Below are 18,079 nucleotides of genomic sequence, written 5' to 3' on the forward strand. Positions count from 1 at the left end.
GTCGATCACGAAATAGCGATCAGACACGAATCCCATGTGGGAGCGAGCTTGCTCGCGATAGTGGCCTCAAGCTCACAGCGAATTCAAAGCGACCGCGCAATGATCTCCTTCATGATCTCATTGGTCCCGGCATAGATCCGCTGCACTCGCGCATCCGCCCACGCCCGGGCAATCGGGTATTCCCACATGAAGCCGTAGCCGCCATGCAACTGCACGCATTCGTCGAGCACCTTGCATTGCAGGTCGGTGCCCCAGTACTTGGCCATCGCCGCCGTTGGCACGTCCAGCTTGCCTTGCAGGTGCAATTCCAGGCAGCGGTCGACGAAGACCCGGCCGATCTGGATTTCGGTGGCCATTTCCGCGAGCTTGAAACGGGTGTTCTGGAAGTCCGCGATGGATTTGCCGAACGCCTTGCGCTCGCGCGTGTAGTCCAGCGTCCATTGCAGCGCCGCTTCGGCCGAAGCCAGGCCGCCGATGGCGACAGTCAGGCGCTCCTGGGGGAGTTCCTGCATCAAGTAGGCGAAGCCCATTCCGGCCTGTCCCAGCAGGTTCTCCTTCGGCACGCGGACGTCCTGGAAGAACAGTTCCGACGTGTCCTGGGCCTTCATGCCGACTTTTTCCAGGCGCTTGCCCTTTTCAAAGCCCGGCGTACCCGCCTCCACCAGGAACAGGCTGGTGCCCTTGGCGCCGGCCTTCGGATCGGTCTTGGCGACCACGATCACCAGGTCTGCCAGGAAACCATTGGTGATGAAGGTCTTCGAGCCGTTGATGACATATTCATCACCGTCCAGCACCGCCGTGGTCTTCACCCCTTGAAGATCGGAACCGGCGCCCGGCTCGGTCATGGCGATGGCCGTGACCATTTCACCAGACACCAGCTTCGGCAGGTACTTGTGTTTCAGCGCTTCGCTGCCGTAATGCAGGATGTACGGTGCGACGATGTCGGAATGCAGCGAAAAACCGATCCCCGTCAGCCCGAGGCGCCCGATCTCCTCGATCACCACCGTGCTGTAGAGAAAATCGGCATCCAGCCCCCCATAGGCCTCTGGAAGGTGCGAGCACAACATGCCCGCCTCCCCTGCTTTATTCCAGAGCTGGCGATCGACATGCCCCTGTTTTTCCCATTGGCTGTGGTACGGCACGGCTTCTTTTTCGAGGAAGGTTCGTACGCTGTCGCGAAACAATTCGTGCTCGGGACTGAACAGTGTTCTTGGGATCATGGGGCACCTTTGGTTATTGTTGGGTGTGGTTATCCGACAGAGCCTAAGCCTGCGAGGTACGACAGGACACTGGACACATCCGACAAAAAATAAGACGATCCAGCCGTCTGTTGACCACTTTCCCCTATAAAAATAAAGATGAATTATGTCTATGCACGCCTCCACGCCCTTGCGGCGCGTCAGCATCCTGGCAGTCGACCGGGTCTTCGCCTCCACCCTCATGCAAGCCAAGGATTTTTTCCACCTGGCCAGCCTGCGCTATGGCAAACAACTGGGCCACGGCCTGACGCCGGCGTTTGAAACCCGGCTGGTCAGCCCCGATGGCAAGCCGGTGAACAGCTTCAGCGATGTGATCATGCCGGTGGACGGCGGCCTGGAAAACACCGACGTCATCATCCTGCCAGCCTTCTGGGATGATTTCGCCACCCTCTGCCAACGTTATCCCCAGGTCCTGCCCTGGCTGCGCGAACAACACGCGCGCGGCGCAGTGCTCTGCGGCGAGGCCACCGGGGTGTTCTGGCTGGCCGAGGCCGGGTTGCTCGACGGCAAGGAAGCCACCACCTACTGGCGCTTCTTCAATGCCTTCAAGGAGCGCTTTCCCCAGGTATACCTGAACCAGGACAAGCACCTGACCGACGCCGACAACCTGTTCTGCGCCGGCGGCACGACCTCAGCCTGCGACCTCTACATTTATCTCATCGAACGCTTCTGTGGCGCCAACGTCGCCCAGGCCGTGGCGCGGGACATCCTGTATGAGGTGCAACGCAGCTATTCGCCAGGACGGATCGGCTTCGGCGGGCAGAAATTGCACCAGGACGTGATCATCCTGCAGATCCAGCAATGGCTCGAAGAGCACTTCGCCGACAAATTCCGCTTCGAAGACGTCGCCCGTGAACACGGCATGAGCATCCGTAATTTCATGCGCCGCTTCCAGACCGCCACGGGTGACAAGCCGCTGCATTACCTGCAACGGCTGCGGATCGAAACCGCCAAGGGCCTGCTCTCCGGCAGCCGCAAGAGCATCAAGACCATCAGCTATGAAGTCGGCTACGACGATGCGAGCTTTTTCGCCCGGCTGTTCCGCCAACATACCGACCTGTCGCCGAACCAGTATCGGCAGCAGTTTCAACAGGCGGCGTGAACCGGAGCTGAATGCAATCCAGTGTGGGAGCGGGCTTGCTCGCGAAAGCGGTGGGCCAACTTGCATCGATGCTGAACATGCCCGCTCCCACAGGGTTGTGCAGTGGGCTGCTAAATTTCGCACAAAAAAAGGCCTGCAATCGCAGGCCTTTTTTGGTGTTCCGAATTTCCCTACGGCTTATGCGCCCGTGCCAGGAATTCGTGGGACTGCATCTCCAGCAAGCGACTCAAGGTCCGCTGGAATTCGAAGGTCAGGCGACCGCCGGTGTAGAGGTCCTTGAGTTCGACTTCAGCCGAGATGATCAGCTTCACGTTACGGTCGTAGAACTCGTCGACCATGTTGATGAAGCGACGGGCGATGTCGTCGGTGGTGACGCTCATCTGCTCGACACCGCTGAGCAGCACGGCGTGGAAGATCTTGCCCAGTTCGATGTAGTCGTTCTGGCTGCGTGGGCCGTCGCACAGTTCGCGGAAGTCGAACCAGGCCACGTCATCGCAAGTACGCACGGCGCGGATTTCGCGATTTTCGATGACCAATACATCATTTTCCACGGCCTGGGTGCATTCCGGCGTCAGGGCGCGGAAGCTCTTGCGCAGGCTCTCCTCGGCAGCGGCATCCAACGGAAAGTGGAACAGCTCCGCTTGTTCGAGGTGACGCAGGCGGTAGTCGACGCCGCTGTCGACGTTGACGATTTCAGTGTGTTCCTTGATCAGCGCGATGGCCGGCAGGAAACGCGCCCGCTGCAGGCCGTCCTTGTACAGGCCGTCCGGCACGATGTTCGAGGTGGCGACCAGGGTCACGCCGTTCTTGAACAGCTCTTCCATCAAGGTGCCCAGGATCATGGCGTCGGTGATGTCGGAAACGAAAAACTCATCGAAGCAGATCACCCGTGTTTCGTCGGAAAAACGCTTGGCGATGATGGTCAGCGGGTTCTTCTCGCCGCCCAGGGTCTTCATTTCCTCGTGCACGCGCTTCATGAAGCGGTGGAAGTGCGTTCGTGTCTTCTCCTTGAACGGCAACGCTTCGAAGAAGGTATCCACCAGGTAGGTCTTGCCACGGCCCACGCCGCCCCAGAAATACAGGCCCCTGACCGGAGCCTGGTCTTTTTTGCCGAACAGTTTGCCCAACAGGCCGGGCTTGTTGTTCGACGCCGCGACCAGGTCATCGTACAGGCGCTGCAAGTGCCGCACCGCCGTTTCCTGGGCTGCGTCGTGGAAGAACTCCGGGCGTTTCAGATCAGCTTGATATCGTTCTAGGGGCGTCATATTCGTTAGCAAGGCAACAAAAACGGGCCGTCACTGTAGCGACGGCCCAGAGGAATGGCAATCGGCCCGTATTCGGGCCGATGGTCGGGTGACGCGCCGGGATCAGTCCTGGGCAGGCGTCAGGGCAACGCGCAACGCATCGACGGCGGCATCCCGGGCGGTGCTGTCGGCGAAGGCTGGACTGTTCGCCACGCACTCGCCGTCGAGCCAGACGCTGAAACCCAGGTCGTCGCTTCGTACATCCAGCGGCTGGCCGGCTTGCAGTTGTTTGGTCACCTGACCGGCAGCCTTGCCGTCGGCAAAGTTGCGCGACAGCAACAGTTGCTCGCCGTCGGCGGCCAGCAGTCGGAAGCGGAAACTGCCGTCGTCTTCGCGGAAGCTGACGAAGCGGGCAGCCTTGGCGGCTTTCTTCTTGGTGCTGGCGGCTACCTGGACCTGGCTGACAAACGAACGCAGGCCAACGGCCTCGCGCAGTTCGTTGAGGAACGGCGTTGCCACGGCCCGGGCTTTTTTCGCGCCCAGTTGCAGGATGTCTTCAAGGTCCGATGGACGCTCGATGAACTGGTGATAACGCTCACGCGCTTCACCTAGCTCGCTGTCGAGCAACTGGAACAGGCGGTTCTTGGCTTCGCCCCAACCCAGGCCTTGCAGCAGTTCGCTGCGAAACTCCGCGGACTGTTCGGCGGTGGCGAAGGCCTGGAACAGGGTGAACAGGTGCGAATTGTCCGGATCCTTGGCTTCGCCCGGGGCGCGGGAATCGGTGACGATCCGTGAGATCGCATCCTTCATGTCCTTGGCGCTGCTGAACAACGGGATGGTGTTGTCGTAGCTCTTGGACATCTTGCGGCCGTCGAGGCCCGGCAGCGTGGCGACGCTTTCTTCGATCAGCGCCTCGGGCATGGTGAAGAACTCCTTGCCCTGGCCGAACAGGTGGTTGAAGCGCTGGCCGATGTCGCGGGCCATTTCCACGTGCTGGATCTGGTCACGACCGACCGGCACCTTGTGGGCGTTGAACATCAGGATGTCGGCGGCCATCAATACCGGGTAGCTGTACAGCCCCATGGTGATGCCGGCGTCCGGGTCTTCACCGGCCTCGACGTTCTTGTCCACCGAGGCCTTGTAGGCGTGGGCACGGTTGAGCAGGCCCTTGGCGGCGACGCAGGTCAGCAGCCAGGTCAGCTCCGGGATCTCGGGAATATCGGACTGGCGATAGAACGTCACGCGGTCCACGTCCAGGCCGCCGGCCAGCCAAGTGGCGGCGATTTCCAGGCGCGAGCGCTGGATACGCAGCGGGTCATCGCACTTGATCAGGGCGTGGTAGTCGGCCAGGAAGTAGAACGAATCGGCGTTGCTGTCGCGGCTGGCGAGGATCGCCGGACGGATGGCGCCGGCATAGTTGCCCAGGTGCGGGGTGCCGGTGGTGGTGATGCCAGTCAGGATACGGGTACGCGTCGTCATGGGTTATCGCTTGTCAGACTGCTGTCAATTCGAGAGGCGAGGCAGGATCAGATCCTTGAGATCAGTCAGCTTGCCATGAAAAAAGTGTCCGCATTCTGCCACTTTCAGCAGCTCATGGGGGCGTTGGAGCGTGTCAGACCATTCGTAAACCAGCTGCGGATCGACTACTTCGTCGGTTTCCGGCTGGATCACAGTCAGCTCGCCACCGGTCGGCAAGGGCGATTGCTCGTCCAGGCGCATCACCGCCGGGGCCACCATGAACAGATGCTTGACCGGCTGACCCTGGGCTTCCAGACGCCCACCCAGGCTGGCGGCGACGAAGCCACCGAAGGAAAAACCGAACAGGGTCAGGGGCAATTGCGGGTATTTTTCATGCAGCCATTGGGCGACAGCCTGGGCATCGTCCACTTCGCCGGTGCCCATGTCATGATTGCCGGCACTGGCACCCACGCCACGATAATTGAAACGCAACGTAACCAGGCCAGCATCACGGGCAGTACGTTGCAAGGTCGAGACGACTTTGTTGAGCATGGTCCCGCCCTGCACCGGGTTCGGGTGGCAGATCAGCGCCAGGCCACGGGGGGCCTCGTTGTCCAGGTACAAGGCTTCCAGTTGGCCCACCGGGCCATCGATGACTACAGGGGTTTCGCGCATAAGCAAGGGAAAGAACTCCGTGACCTCGAATTGGGTCGACTCGTCTAGCTAAAGTCTGTGCCTGGCATGATTGCGATGTTCTTCGCGGTATACAGCGCAGGTCCGAGCCGTTAACGTAAAGCAAAGCCGTTTATAGAGGAAGGACTCGTGGAACACTCGCTCTTAGTTTGGTTGTTGCCGACTCTTGCCCTGGTTGCCGGTGTCGCCATTGGATTCCTGCTTGCCCGACTGCTGCCCAACGCGGTGCCCAACAGCACCCAACGTCAGCTGGACGACATTCAGGAACGTTTCGACAGTTATCAGAATGAAGTGGTCACCCACTTCAACAGCACCGCCTCTCTGGTGAAAAAACTCACCCAGAGCTACCAGGACGTCCAGGATCATTTGTCCGAGGGTGCCAATCGCCTGGCCCTGGACGAGCAGACTCGCCAGCGCCTGCTGGCCGCCCTGCAAGCCGATGCGGCACAGACTCCACGGGAACGCCTGACCCCACCAAAAGGGCTTCAGGAACCGCCGCGGGACTATGCCCCCAAGGCCCCGAATTCGCCCGGCATGCTCGATGAGCATTACGGTTTGAAGAAGTAATCGCCAAGCAAATCGAGTAGGAGGCGGCCTTACAGCCGCCGTCCTCTCACACCACCGTACGTACGGTTCCGTATACGGCGGTTCAGGTTACACGGCTAAGCCGGTTTATCGTATCCAGTATCGAGAGCAATCCGAGCTGATTCCACAGTTTCTTCGGTAGCGCCTGATTCATATGTGACGCTCCCGAGTTCCACCATGGGCCTCGCCCGTTGAATGCTGATGTACAGGCTCGCGCTTCGCTAAGGCCTAGGCGTATCAGGTTGCGCGCCCTCGTCGAGGGCTGCTTCCATTGGCGCCAGATGACACATCGAAGCTTACGTCGTACCCAACCGTCCAGTTCCTCAAGGGCTCGCTTGTTCTGACTGCGCTTGAAGTAGCCCGCCCAGCCAAGCAGCACGGGGTTTATCCGGTCAATGACATCCGCCATCTTGTGACCACGTGCCCCACGCAACAGCGCTCTGAGCCGGTCGCGCAAGCGCCCTAGGCTCAGCGTCGCCACTTTCAGCTTCGGCTGTTTATGCCAACTCATCCCATAACCCAGGTAGTCACAGACCCAGGGCCGCGCCACACGGCTCTTTTCCCGATTCAGCGCTAGTTTCAGTCGCCGGCTCAGGAAGCGCTCAACCCCGGCCAACACCCGTTCGCCAGCACGACGACTGCGCACATAAATGTTCGCATCATCGGCATAACGCACGAAGCGATGGCCCCGCCGTTCCAATTCGCGGTCGAGTTCGTTGAGCAGGATGTTCGACAGCAGCGGCGAGAGCGGGCCGCCTTGCGGCGCCCCCTCCTGCCGGCGGCTGACGACCCCACCCGACATGACTCCAGCTTCGAGGTAACAACGGATCAGCCTGAGCACCCGCTTGTCTTCGACATCGTGGTTGACCCGATCAAAGAACTTCTCCAGATCGAGCTCCACGCACCAGCGGTGGCCCGCCGCCACATGGGTGCGGGCTGTTTCGATGGCTTGATGAGCGCTTCTACCCGGGCGAAAGCCGTAGCTGTAGTCCGAGAACAGAGGGTCGAAAATCGGCGTGAGCTGTTGCAGCAAGGCCTGTTGGATCAGACGATCCACGACGTTGGGAATGCCCAACTGCCGTGTTCCACCTTTGGGTTTGGGGATTTCGACGGCGCGCACACCTTGCGGGTGATACTCGCCGGCCAGCAGCCGAGCCTTGAGGATCGGCCAATACTGATTCGTGTAGTCCGCCAATTGCTCCACCGTCATGCCATCGGCACCCGGTGCGCCCTTGTTGCTGACCACGCGTTGGTACGCACGCCGCAGGTTGGCGGGCACAAGCACCCGCTCCATCAGCGTGTCCGGCTCCGCGTTCGTCCACGTCACAGACGCCGCCGATGTTTGTGCCCTGCCAGTCGTCACCCTCGGATACCGTCCGGAGCTTGGGGTAGCAGTCTTCTCTTAGAGAATATTCCACACTTCAACATTCGACGAGACTCTGACGCCTACTGGCGGCATAACCTGTTCGGCCCTTCATCGCCCCGGTTTCGGCGATTACTACGGCTTCAGCTGACTTCTGCACGCTCATCCCGTCGCCTCTCGACGCTCGGTAGCACAGTGGCAAGCCTGCAGATCTCCCAGGGTAATTCGCGCGACCTTCCTGCTTATGCCTGTCGGATCTACGTCACAGCGTTCCGTGCAAGTATTGGGCTTTGAAGATGTTGGCCTTCTTACCCCGCTGCGCCGCCTCTATCCGCTTCCTGTTCGTCAGGCCAGCATTTTGCCTCGGGCTTCCTTCAGATTCGCAGTCACCCGCGACACCCTTGCCTCTGGCTAACACTTCCCCTTGCCGGGTGTGTAGAGGACTTGCACCTCCAAGTCACCAGCGTGGCCACCACAGCCAAGCTGGTTGCGCTTACGCGCAACGCGCCATGCCTGGCGCACCAACCAAAAGCCCGCCCGATCACATGATCGGGCGGGCTTTTTATTGGCTCAAGAAAATCCCCTGTGGGAGCGGGCTTAAGCCAACACCTCACCCGCCACCTGATCGATAGCCCCTTTGGTGATGTCGACGATCAGGTCCGCATCCTCGCGGGTCAGGATCAGTGGCGGGGCGAAGCCCAGGATGTCGCCATGGGGCATGGCGCGGGCGATCATGCCGCGTTCCAGGCAGGCGGCGGAGACCTTCGGGCCGACTTTGAGTGCCGGGTCGAACGCCGTGCGCTGTTCACGGTCGGCCATGAATTCCACCGCTGCCAGCATGCCGTCACCGCGCACCTCGCCCACCAGTGGATGCCCCTCAAGGGTTTCACGCAGGCGACGATTCAGGTAGCCGCCAACATCCTCGGCGTTGGCCGTGAGGTTTTCCCGCTCAAGGATGTCGAGGTTCGCCAGTGCCGCCGCCGCGCAAATCGGATGCCCGGAATAGGTCCAGCCATGGCCCATGGCCCCTTCGGTCTGGGAAGCTTTTTCAATCACGCTCCAGACCTTTTCGCCGATAATCACCGCCGACAAGGGGGCATAGGCACTGGTCAGGCCTTTGGCGGTGGTGATCAGGTCCGGCTTCATGCCGTAGCGCTGGCTGCCCATCTTCGAACCCAGGCGACCGAATGCGCAGACCACTTCATCGGCAATCAGCAGCACGTCGTATTTTTTCAGCACGGCCTGGATCGCATCCCAATAACCGGCGGGCGGAACGATGATGCCCCCGGTGCCCATCAGCGGCTCACCAATGAACGCCGCCACGGTATCCGGGCCTTCGGCGAGGATCATTTTTTCCAGCTCATCGGCGCAATAGCGCACGAAGGCCGCCTCGTCCATGCCCGCCGGGGCCTTGCGATACCAGTGCGGACACACGGTGTGCTTGACCCCCTCCACCGGCAGGTCGAAATGCTGGTGGAAGGTCGCAAGCCCCGTGAGGCTGCCGGTCATGATGCCCGAGCCATGGTAGCCACGGTCGCGTGAAATGATTTTCTTCTTCAGCGGCCGGCCCAGTACGTTGTTGTAGTAGCGCACCAGCTTGACCTGGGTTTCGTTGGCATCGGAGCCGGACAAACCGTAATAGACCTTCTTCATCCCTTCCGGCGCCCAGTCCATGATGCGACTGGACAGCTCGATGATCGCCTCGCTCGAGTGGCCGACGTAGGTGTGGTAGTAGGCCAGTTCCTTGGCCTGCTTGTAGATGGCGTCCGCCACTTCCGTGCGCCCATAACCAATGTTCACGCAATAGAGGCCGGCAAAGGCATCGATGAACTCACGGCCTTCATGGTCGCGAATGCGAATGCCTGACGCACTCTTGATGATCCGGCCCTTGAGCGCGCCACTGGCGTGGTCGTGAGCGTGGGTCGAGGGGTGCATGAAATGCGCACGGTCTTGTTCGAACAGCGTGTTGAGTTCTTGGCTCATGCGGGCTCTCCTGGGAACTGGCCTTGATGGTGCAGGCAAAAATATTTGGTTTCGACAAAGGGCTCGAAGCCCTCGCTGCCACCCTCGCGACCGAGGCCCGAGGCTTTCATGCCACCGAAGGGGATCGGGTGGCCGGTGAACTTGACGCCGTTGACCGCGACCATGGCATGGTCGAGACGGCGGATCAGCGGATAAATGACGTCCAGGCGGTTGGAACAAATATAGGCCGCCAGACCGTATTCGGTGTCGTTGGCCATGTCGATGGCCTCGTCCAGGGTGTCGAACGGCATCACCCCGGCAATGGGCGCGAAGTTTTCTTCACGGTAGATGCGCATCTGCGGCGTGACGTCGGCCAGCACCGTGGGCTGATAAAATAATCCGCCCAAGGCATGGGCCTCACCACCCACCAGGCGCTGAGCGCCAAGGGCCAGCGCATCGGCGACGCGGTCGGCGGTCGCATCGAATGCCGCCTGATGCATCAACGGCCCGACCTCCACGTCCTGCTCCTGTTGATCGACCATGGCCGGCCCGACGCGCAAGGCGCGCACCGCGGCGGCGAAACGACTGAGGAACGCCTGGTACACCGGGCGCTGCACCATGATTCGGTTGGCCGCACAGCAGTCCTGCCCCGAAGTCTGGAACTTCGCCTCCACGGCGACTTTCACCGCCAAGGCCAGGTCGGCATCGGCGCAGACAATAAATGGCGCGTTGCCGCCCAGTTCCAGCGCGACTTTCTTCACGTCATGGGCAGCCGCCTGCAACACCAGCTTGCCGACCCGGGTCGAGCCGGTGAAGCTCACCGAGTGGACGCGACGATCCTTGACCAGGGTTTGCATGGCCATTTGCGGCTCACCCAAGACCACATTGAAGACCCCGGCAGGAAAGCCGGCTTCCTCGGCCAGTTGCGCCAGGGCCAAGGCCGAGTAAGGCGTTTCGTGGGCCGGCTTGATCACCACCGTGCAACCGGCGGCCAGGGCAGCGGCGGCCTTGCGGGTGATCATCGCCGACGGGAAGTTCCATGGCGTGAGCAGCGCGCAGACGCCCACTGGTTCCTTGATCGTACCCAGGTGTGCATTTGGGATGTGGCTGGGGATGTTCTGACCGTACAGGCGCCGGGCCTCTTCGGCGAACCATGGGATAAAGCTCGCCGCATAAGCGATTTCGCCACGGGACTCGGCCAACGGCTTGCCCTGCTCCAGACTGAGAATGCGCGCGAGGTCTTCGCTATGTTCGGTGATCAATGCTGCCCAGCGCCGTAGCAGTGCGCCCCGGGTCTCCAGGCTCTGCTCACGCCACGCCGGGAATGCGCGATGCGCCGCGTCCACCGCCGCGACGATCTGCGGCTGATCCAGCATCGGCACATGGCCGATGACGGTGCGGGTGGCAGGGTTGTGGACGGCCACACTGTGGCCGCTGTCGCTGTGGACCCAATGGCCGTCGATGTAGCAAAGCGCTTTGAACAGCAGCGGATGTTGGTAAGGCATGACGTTCACTCCAGAGCGTGTGCGTGAATCCATGCTAGGGCAGCGGCGCTTGGGGAATTGGGGGTTTACCGTGGGTCAAACCCTGGTTTTTTTCTGAATCGAGGGCGGCAAACCGAGTTTTCTGCGGTGCTCACGACGGCTCGGACAACTCCGCCGGCAAGGCGCCGCTGGTCTTGATGGTCTTGGTGACGATGTAGGTGAAGTAGCGTTCGATGCCGAGGTCTTCGAGCAGCAGTTGGTCGACGAAACGCTGATAGGCATCGACGTCTGGCGCCTGGATCATCGCCAGGTAATCCACACCGCCGCCGGTGGCGTAACAGAACGCCACTTCTGGCGCGGCGATCATGCGTTGCTCGAAACGGCGCATGTCCTGGGCGGTGTGCCGGGCCAGGGTGATTTCCACCAGCACCTGCTGACGCTTGAACACCGCGCCCCAATCGATCTGCGCCCGATAGCCGATGATCAGGCCCGCAGCTTCGAGCTTGCGCACCCGCTCCCAGGCCGGCGTCACCGACAGGTTGATGGCCTCGGCCAGGCTCGACTTGGTAATCCGCCCGTCCTCGGCGAGGATCTGCAGGATCTTGAGGTCGTAGCGATCAAGCTTGTGCATGGGCCGTGGCTCTCCAGGCAATTCAGAAAATCACACCTCCCGTGTGGCAAGGAAGCTCGCTCCCGCTGGGTCTGCAGGAGCTGTGTGGAGCTGTGTGGAGCTGTGAGCTGTGTAGGAGCTGTGTAGGAGCTGTCGAGTGCAACGAGGCTGCGATCTTTCCCCTGACGCTTGAGTCTCAAGCGAAAGATCAAAAGATCAAAAGATCAAAAGATCGCAGGCTTCGCCAGCTCCTACAAAGCTCCCTCGCCACAGGGTGGTGTGTCAGTTGAGGTTTATCACGCCAACACATCCGCAATCACCGCCAGCGTATCGCCACACTGCACCAACCCGGGAAAGTGCCGGGCCGCCAGCAGGCCGCTGCGGGCCGCGCGGTATTCGACCGGGGCGACGCCGCTGCGGGTGGCGTCGTAGATGCGCGCGACCACCTCGCCCCCGGTCACGTGCTCCCCCAGGTCGCGGCACATTTCCAGCAAGCCGTCGTGTTCGCTGGCGATGAAACAACTGGCGTCCGGCATGTCGAGCACCAGCGAGGGCTGCAACTCGATCGTGCCCCGCAGGATGCCGGCATGGATCAACAGGTTGCGCACCCCACGCTCGGCAATCGCCACGCTGCGGGCAGTCGACGAACCGCCGCCGCCCAGTTCGGTGGTGACGAACACCTTGCCCTGGGACTCGGCCGCCGTGTCGTACATCGCCCCGGCGTCCAACTCCAGCATGCGCATGCAATACGGCGCGTTGAACGCCAGCATCCCGGCCTCGCAGCGCGCTTGCTGCTGCTTGTCCGGCAAGACGTGGCAGGCGGCAAACGGCAGGAAATCCAGGGTTCGGCCGCCGGAATGAATGTCCAGGACAATGTCGGCCAAGGGCAGCAGCGTGCGATTGAAATAGTCAGCGATTTTCTCGGTGACGGTGCCGTCCGGCCTGCCGGGAAAACTGCGGTTCAGGTTGCCCTTGTCGATGGGCGAAGTCCGGCGCCCGGCATGGAAGGCCGGGGTGTTCATGAACGGCACGATGATCACCCGCCCGCTCACGTCTTCAGCCGTCAGTTGCTGCGCCAGTTTGCTCAGGGCCACCGGGCCTTCGTATTCGTCACCGTGGTTGCCACCGCTGAGCAGCGCCGTCGGGCCGCTGCCGCGCTGGATGACGGTGATGGGAATCATCACAGCGCCCCAGGCCGAATCGTCCCGCGAATGCGGCAGTTTGAGAAAACCGTGCTGCACGCCCTCGCGGGTAAAGTCGACCGTGGCGCTGATGGGATTGTTGGGCAAGTCAGGCATGGCTCAATCCTTCACGAACAATTGACGAGGCACGTTGCACAGCGTCTCGACGCCGGTCTCGGTGATCAGGATGCTTTCGGTGATCTCCAGGCCCCAATCGTCCATCCACAGCCCCGGCATGAAATGGAAGGTCATGCCCGGTTGCAACACGCTGTTGTCACCGGGGCGCAAGCTCATGGTGCGCTCGCCCCAATCCGGCGGATAACTGATCCCGATGGGGTAGCCACAACGGCTGTCCTTGTGGATGCCGAATTTCTCCAGCACCTTGAAAAACGCCACGGCAATGTCGCCAGTGGTGTTGCCCGGCTTGGCTGCATCCAGGCCGGCGGCGATGCCCTCGACCACGGCTTTTTCGCCGTCGAGGAAATGTTGCGGCGGCTTGCCCAGGTAAATGGTGCGCGACAGCGGGCAGTGGTAACGCTTGTAGCAACCGGCGATTTCAAAGAAGGTGCCTGCGCCCTTCTCGAAGGGTGAATCGTCCCAGGTCAGGTGCGGCGCGCTGGCGTCGGCACCGGTGGGCAACAGCGGCACGATGGCCGGGTAGTCGCCGCCATGGCCGTCGGCACCGAGGATGCCGCTGCTGTAGATCTCGGCCACCAGTTCGTTCTTGCGCATGCCCGGTTCGATCCGTTCCAGGATCCGGCTGTGCATGTTCTCGACGATGCGCGCGGCGATGCGCATGTAGGCGATTTCCTGAGGCGACTTGACCGCCCGCTGCCAGTTCACCAGGCCCGCCGCATCCACCAGTTTCGCTTCGGGCAAATGCTTTTGCAGCGACAGGTACGCGGCGGCGCTGAAGTAATAGTTGTCCATCTCCACGCCGATGGTCAGCGCGCCCCAGCCACGGGCGATGATCACCTCGCGGGACAGGTAGTCCATGGGGTGGCGCTCGCGGGACTGCACGTAGATGTCCGGGTAGCCGACGATGTTGTCGGCCTGCATGAACACCGTGCGCTTGGCACCGTTGGCATCCTGGCCGCGACCGAACCACACGGGCTCGCCCTCCAGTGCCAGCAACACACACTGGTGCACATAGAACGACCACCCGTCATAGCCGGTGAGCCAGGCCATGTTCGACGGGTCGGTGACCAGCAGCAGCTCCAGGCCCTGGGCCTGCATGGCCGCGCGAACCTTTGCCAGGCGCTGGGCATATTCCTCCCGTTTAAACGGAAGATTGACGACGATCTCTGACATCCACCTACCCTCTGTTCAATGACTCATGAGAAAAATGATCTAGCGGCCGAACGCAAAGCCCTTGCCCGCCGCCCGCGCCCGCTCGAACGCCAGGTTGGCGATGGCGGTGTCCTGGGCGCCGGTGCCGGTCAGGTCGCAAAGCGTCACCTGCGCTTGATCGCTGCGCCCGGGCTGCTGTCCCGCCAGCACCTGTCCCAACTCCATCAACGCCAGGTCGTCGCGAACGGCACCGGCCGCCAGGGCGTGGTGCAGTTCGCCGAGCACGCGGGTCTGGCTCAGGCGATCGGCGACATAGCAGTCGACGGCCGCCAGGGCTTGCGGGGAAATTTCGTTCTTGTGTTCCGCGTCCGAGCCCATCGCCGTGATGTGCAGGCCGGGATGCAAATGGCGGGCTTGGATCAGCGGCTCGCGACTGGGGGTGCAAGTGATGGCGATGTCGACGCCTTCCAGGGCATCGTCAATGGAGGCGCATGGCGTGACCGCAAGCCCGCTGTCACGGGCCAATTCCTGACTGAATGCCTTGGCCTTCTGCGCATCGCGCGCCCAGACCCGCACCTCATCGATGGGCCGCACCAGGCGCAGTGCCTGAAGTTGCAACGCCGCCTGCTCGCCGGCGCCGATCAGCGCGACGCTGCGGCTTTGCTCGCGAGACAGGCAACGCGCCGCCACCGCACCCGCTGCAGCGGTGCGCACGGCGGTGAGGTAACCGTTGTCCAACAGCAGTGCTTCCAGCAGGCCCGTGCGCGCCGAGAGCAGCATCATCATGCCGTTGAGGCTGGGCAGGCCGAGCTTGGGGTTATCGAAAAAACCCGGGCTGACCTTGATGGCGAAGCGTTCCAGACCCGGCAGGTAAGCGGTCTTCACATCCACTTCGCCGTTGTGCTCGGGGATGTCCAAGCGCAGGATCGGCGGCATCGCCACGGCGGCGGTGGCCAACAGTACGAAGGCCTGTTCGATGGCGTCGATGCTGGCCAGGTCGAGGGCCACGCAGCTGCGCAGATCGGCTTCGCTCAATAGGGTGACTTCACTCATGACAGGGCTCCGTTGGGGGTTATCAAGCGTTGGCGCCAGCGATCACGCGGGCATGGTGTTCGGTGTCGACGTTGCGCCCGCTGACCACCAGGACAATCGGCCCGCGTGGCGTGATCAAGCCGTCGAGCAGCGCCGCGATGCCCACCACGGCAGCGCCTTCGAGCACCAGGCGTTCATGGTGATAGGCGTGGCGGATGGCATTGGCGATAGAGGCTTCCGAGAGCAGGTGTACGTCATCGCTCAGTTGCCGGGTCATGGCGAAGGTGTAGCGGTTGTCCAGGCCGATGCCGCCACCAAGGGAGTCGGCCAGCGTCGGCAGTTCCTCGATGTCCACGGGCTGACCGGCGGCGAGGCTGGCGTGCATCGCGGCGCCTCGTTCCATGCTGATGCCGTGGACTTGAATCGCTGGGTTGGCACTTTTGAGAGCCAGGGCAACACCGGCGAACAGGCCGCCACCGGACAACGGCACCAGGACCTGGGCCACATCCGGTTGCTGCTCGAGGATCTCCAGGCCGAGGGTGCCCTGCCCGGCGATGATCGCCGGATGGTCAAAGGGCGGCAAAAAGGTCGCGCCCTGCTCCCGGGCGATGCGCTCGGCCTCGCGCTGGGCATCGTCCTGGGACTGGCCGACGATGCACACCTCGGCGCCCAGGTCGCGGATCGCCTGCACCTTGTTGGCCGGCACCAGGTTCGACAGGCAGACAATCGCCTTGACGCCTTGTTGCGAAGCGGCATGGGCCAGTGCCCGACCATGATTGCCGGTCGAAGCCGTGACCACGCCACGGGCCTTTTGCTCGGCGCTGAGTTGCGCCACCGCATTGCTCGCCCCGCGCATCTTGAAGCTGCCGGTGATTTGCAGGGCCTCGAGCTTGAGGTACACCGCCACGCCCATCAACCGCGACAAACTCGGGGAATGCTCCATGGGCGTGCGCCTGACCTGCGACTCGATGCGCTGGCGAGCACGGTAGATATCCTGAAGCTGCAACACTGCCATGACTGCGTCCCGAGCTGATGTGTTGGGCGCAGTCTAAGAGGGCTGGATTGTGGTGATGAATGTACTAGGGCAATTTAGTTTGCGTTCGTTGCCGGTTGAAAGAGGCGAACAAAACCTATGAAGGGTCCCCTCCCCCCGTGGCGAGGGAGCTTGCTCGCGCTGGGACTCTGTAGGAGCTGCCGGAGGCTGCGATCTTTTGATCTTGATCTTCGCTCTCGATTCAACTGCCTGGGCAAAGATCGCAGCCTCGCTTCGCTCGACAGCTCCTACAGTCCCAGCGGGAGCAAGCTCTCAGAAATCATGAATCTGCGGATACTGGTTGAAGATCTGCCGCATGCCGATCAGCGCATGGCGCATTTCTTCATCGCTGCATTCGGCGCCGACGCAGAGTCGCACCGCGCGGGGCCTGGGGGTGCCGCGTACGGTGAAAGGGTCGGGAGACGTGACGGCGATGTGCTTGTGCCGCAGGGCCCGCACCAGGCTGTCCACTTCCCAATGGGACGGGATGCCAACCCAGGCATTCAAGGCGTGAGGATGCTGGCCCAGCAGATGCTCGCCCATGTACTCGGTGACCATCGCCTGGCGCCCGGCGAGCAATTGACGTTGCAGTTGCACCAGCGACTCGGCGCGTCCATCGCGAATCCAGCGGGTGGCGATCTCCGAGACCATGGGTGTGGCCATCCAACTGTTGACCCGCAGGATGCTCTCGGTGCGCAAGGCCAGGCGCTTGGGCACCACCAGATATCCAGTACGCAGGCCGGTGAGCACCGACTTGGTCATGCTCGTGCAGTAGAACGACAGCTCCGGCAGGTAATGGCTGATGGGCGGTGCCCGGCGCTCGTCCAGCAGCGGGCCGTACACATCGTCTTCGATGATGTGCACACCGAAGCGCCGGGCAATCTCGGCGATTTCCCGGCGGCGGGCATCGGGCATCAGGCTGGTGGTGGGGTTGTTCAGGTTCGGCGTGCACACCAGCGCCGTGATGCGCTCGTTGCTGCACATGTCTTCGAAATGTTCGGGGTCGATGCCATAGCGGTCCATCTCCAGGCCCTTGAGGGTGAAGCCCAGCACTTGGGAATTGCCGATCACGCCGTGGTCGGTCAAGCCTTCGCAGAGCACCACATCATCAGGGCCGGCCAGCGAAGCGAGGGCCAGGAAAATCCCGTGGGCCGCGCCGTTGGTGATCAGCACATCGCTACGGTCGACTTTCAGCCCTTGCCGGCCGATCCACTGCGCCGCCGCTTCGCGATGGGACTCGAAACCGGCGATGGGGCGAAACGCATGAATCCACGGCTGATCCTCTTCAGTGCTCAGCGCTGCGCAGGTATCACGCCACGCCTGGTCATGCTCGCGGGTGTGCAGGATGCGGGTGATGGAAAAATCCACCAGCGCCCGCTCGGGGCTGTCGAGAATGTACGTCGCCACCCGGTCGCTCATGCGCCGCGAGACGAAACTGCCACGTCCGACCTCACAGCGCACCAGCCCCTGGCGCTCCAACTCCTTATAGGCGTTGGTGACGGTTTGCACGCTGATGCCCATGGCGTCGGCCACCTGCCGTTGCGGCGGCAGGCGCTGGTCGTTGGCCAGGGTGCCCTGTTCGATATCATCGGCAATGGCCTGCACCAGAATCTTGTATTTGGATTCACCGCTGCGGGCGAGGTCCAAGGCTGACTTCCACTTATCCATAACGGCTGCAACCGGCGTATGTAGGGGTGCGCACAGCATTGCGCGACCATCGCCGCAAAGCAATTGTCCTAGTGCAATACAATCGATGCCGGGGCTTTTGTATGCTCGGTCCAAG

15 protein-coding genes are annotated in these 18,079 nt (G+C 62.0%); 2 read left to right on the forward strand and 13 right to left on the reverse strand.

The window, feature by feature from the left end; translation table 11 throughout:
* Positions 1–83: 83 nt before the first annotated feature.
* On the reverse strand, positions 84–1,220 hold the full coding sequence (locus GFU70_RS23375) for an acyl-CoA dehydrogenase family protein (protein ID WP_003205367.1): 1,137 nt from the start codon (positions 1,218–1,220) through the stop codon (positions 84–86).
* A 244-nt stretch (positions 1,221–1,464) separates the two neighbouring features.
* Here GFU70_RS23375 and GFU70_RS23380 point away from each other — a divergent pair, with 244 nt between their 5' ends.
* Positions 1,465–2,361, forward strand: coding sequence for a GlxA family transcriptional regulator (locus tag GFU70_RS23380; RefSeq protein ID WP_172681420.1), 897 nt, complete (start codon positions 1,465–1,467; stop codon positions 2,359–2,361).
* Between the two features lie 170 nt (positions 2,362–2,531).
* On the opposite strand, the gene zapE is transcribed toward GFU70_RS23380, so the two are convergent.
* The 3 genes from zapE to GFU70_RS23395 all read right to left on the reverse strand — a co-directional run bounded on the left by zapE (position 2,532) and on the right by GFU70_RS23395 (position 5,738).
* The gene (zapE, locus tag GFU70_RS23385) at positions 2,532–3,626 is read right to left on the reverse strand and encodes a cell division protein ZapE (RefSeq protein ID WP_058545581.1); all 1,095 of its coding nucleotides are present in this window, start codon (positions 3,624–3,626) and stop codon (positions 2,532–2,534) included.
* A 102-nt stretch (positions 3,627–3,728) separates the two neighbouring features.
* Positions 3,729–5,084 carry a tryptophan--tRNA ligase gene (locus GFU70_RS23390; protein WP_064106951.1) on the reverse strand — a complete coding sequence of 452 codons (1,356 nt, stop codon included), beginning with the start codon at positions 5,082–5,084 and terminating at the stop codon, positions 3,729–3,731.
* A gap of 24 nt (positions 5,085–5,108) precedes the next feature.
* Positions 5,109–5,738: an alpha/beta hydrolase gene (locus GFU70_RS23395; RefSeq protein ID WP_058543630.1), complete on the reverse strand. Its 630-nt coding sequence runs from the start codon at positions 5,736–5,738 to the stop codon at positions 5,109–5,111.
* Between the two features lie 147 nt (positions 5,739–5,885).
* On the opposite strand from GFU70_RS23395, the gene GFU70_RS23400 reads away from it, so the two are divergent.
* Positions 5,886–6,323 carry a YhcB family protein gene (locus tag GFU70_RS23400; RefSeq protein WP_058543629.1) on the forward strand — a complete coding sequence of 146 codons (438 nt, stop codon included), beginning with the start codon at positions 5,886–5,888 and terminating at the stop codon, positions 6,321–6,323.
* An 82-nt stretch (positions 6,324–6,405) separates the two neighbouring features.
* Here GFU70_RS23400 and ltrA read toward each other — a convergent pair whose 3' ends face one another.
* The 9 genes from ltrA to GFU70_RS23445 all read right to left on the reverse strand — a co-directional run bounded on the left by ltrA (position 6,406) and on the right by GFU70_RS23445 (position 17,964).
* On the reverse strand, positions 6,406–7,704 hold the full coding sequence (gene ltrA, locus GFU70_RS23405; protein ID WP_153387644.1) for a group II intron reverse transcriptase/maturase: 1,299 nt from the start codon (positions 7,702–7,704) through the stop codon (positions 6,406–6,408).
* 597 nt (positions 7,705–8,301) lie between these two features.
* Positions 8,302–9,687, reverse strand: a complete 1,386-nt coding sequence (locus GFU70_RS23410; protein WP_058543628.1) for an aspartate aminotransferase family protein — start codon at positions 9,685–9,687, stop codon at positions 8,302–8,304.
* Positions 9,684–11,171: an NAD-dependent succinate-semialdehyde dehydrogenase gene (locus tag GFU70_RS23415; protein WP_153388878.1), complete on the reverse strand. Its 1,488-nt coding sequence runs from the start codon at positions 11,169–11,171 to the stop codon at positions 9,684–9,686. Before GFU70_RS23415 ends, GFU70_RS23410 begins: the two co-directional genes overlap by 4 nt.
* 130 nt (positions 11,172–11,301) lie before the next feature.
* A complete protein-coding gene (locus tag GFU70_RS23420) occupies positions 11,302–11,781 on the reverse strand; it encodes an Lrp/AsnC family transcriptional regulator (RefSeq protein WP_058543626.1) in 480 nt (159 codons plus the stop codon).
* 275 nt (positions 11,782–12,056) lie between these two features.
* Entirely contained in the window at positions 12,057–13,058 is a 1,002-nt protein-coding gene (doeB, locus tag GFU70_RS23425) for a N(2)-acetyl-L-2,4-diaminobutanoate deacetylase DoeB (protein ID WP_058543625.1), read from the reverse strand.
* A 3-nt stretch (positions 13,059–13,061) separates the two neighbouring features.
* Entirely contained in the window at positions 13,062–14,252 is a 1,191-nt protein-coding gene (gene doeA, locus GFU70_RS23430; RefSeq protein WP_116641370.1) for an ectoine hydrolase DoeA, read from the reverse strand.
* 39 nt (positions 14,253–14,291) lie between these two features.
* Positions 14,292–15,284 carry a cyclodeaminase gene (locus tag GFU70_RS23435; RefSeq protein WP_058543623.1) on the reverse strand — a complete coding sequence of 331 codons (993 nt, stop codon included), beginning with the start codon at positions 15,282–15,284 and terminating at the stop codon, positions 14,292–14,294.
* 22 nt (positions 15,285–15,306) lie between these two features.
* The gene (gene eutB / locus GFU70_RS23440; RefSeq protein WP_153388879.1) at positions 15,307–16,278 is read right to left on the reverse strand and encodes a hydroxyectoine utilization dehydratase EutB; all 972 of its coding nucleotides are present in this window, start codon (positions 16,276–16,278) and stop codon (positions 15,307–15,309) included.
* A gap of 291 nt (positions 16,279–16,569) precedes the next feature.
* Positions 16,570–17,964 (reverse strand): PLP-dependent aminotransferase family protein, encoded by a 1,395-nt coding sequence (locus GFU70_RS23445; protein ID WP_058543621.1) that lies wholly within the window; start codon positions 17,962–17,964, stop codon positions 16,570–16,572.
* Positions 17,965–18,079 lie beyond the last annotated feature (115 nt).

The sequence above is a fragment of the Pseudomonas brassicacearum genome (assembly GCF_009601685.2).
Classification (GTDB): Bacteria; Pseudomonadota; Gammaproteobacteria; order Pseudomonadales; family Pseudomonadaceae; genus Aquipseudomonas; species Aquipseudomonas kilonensis_B.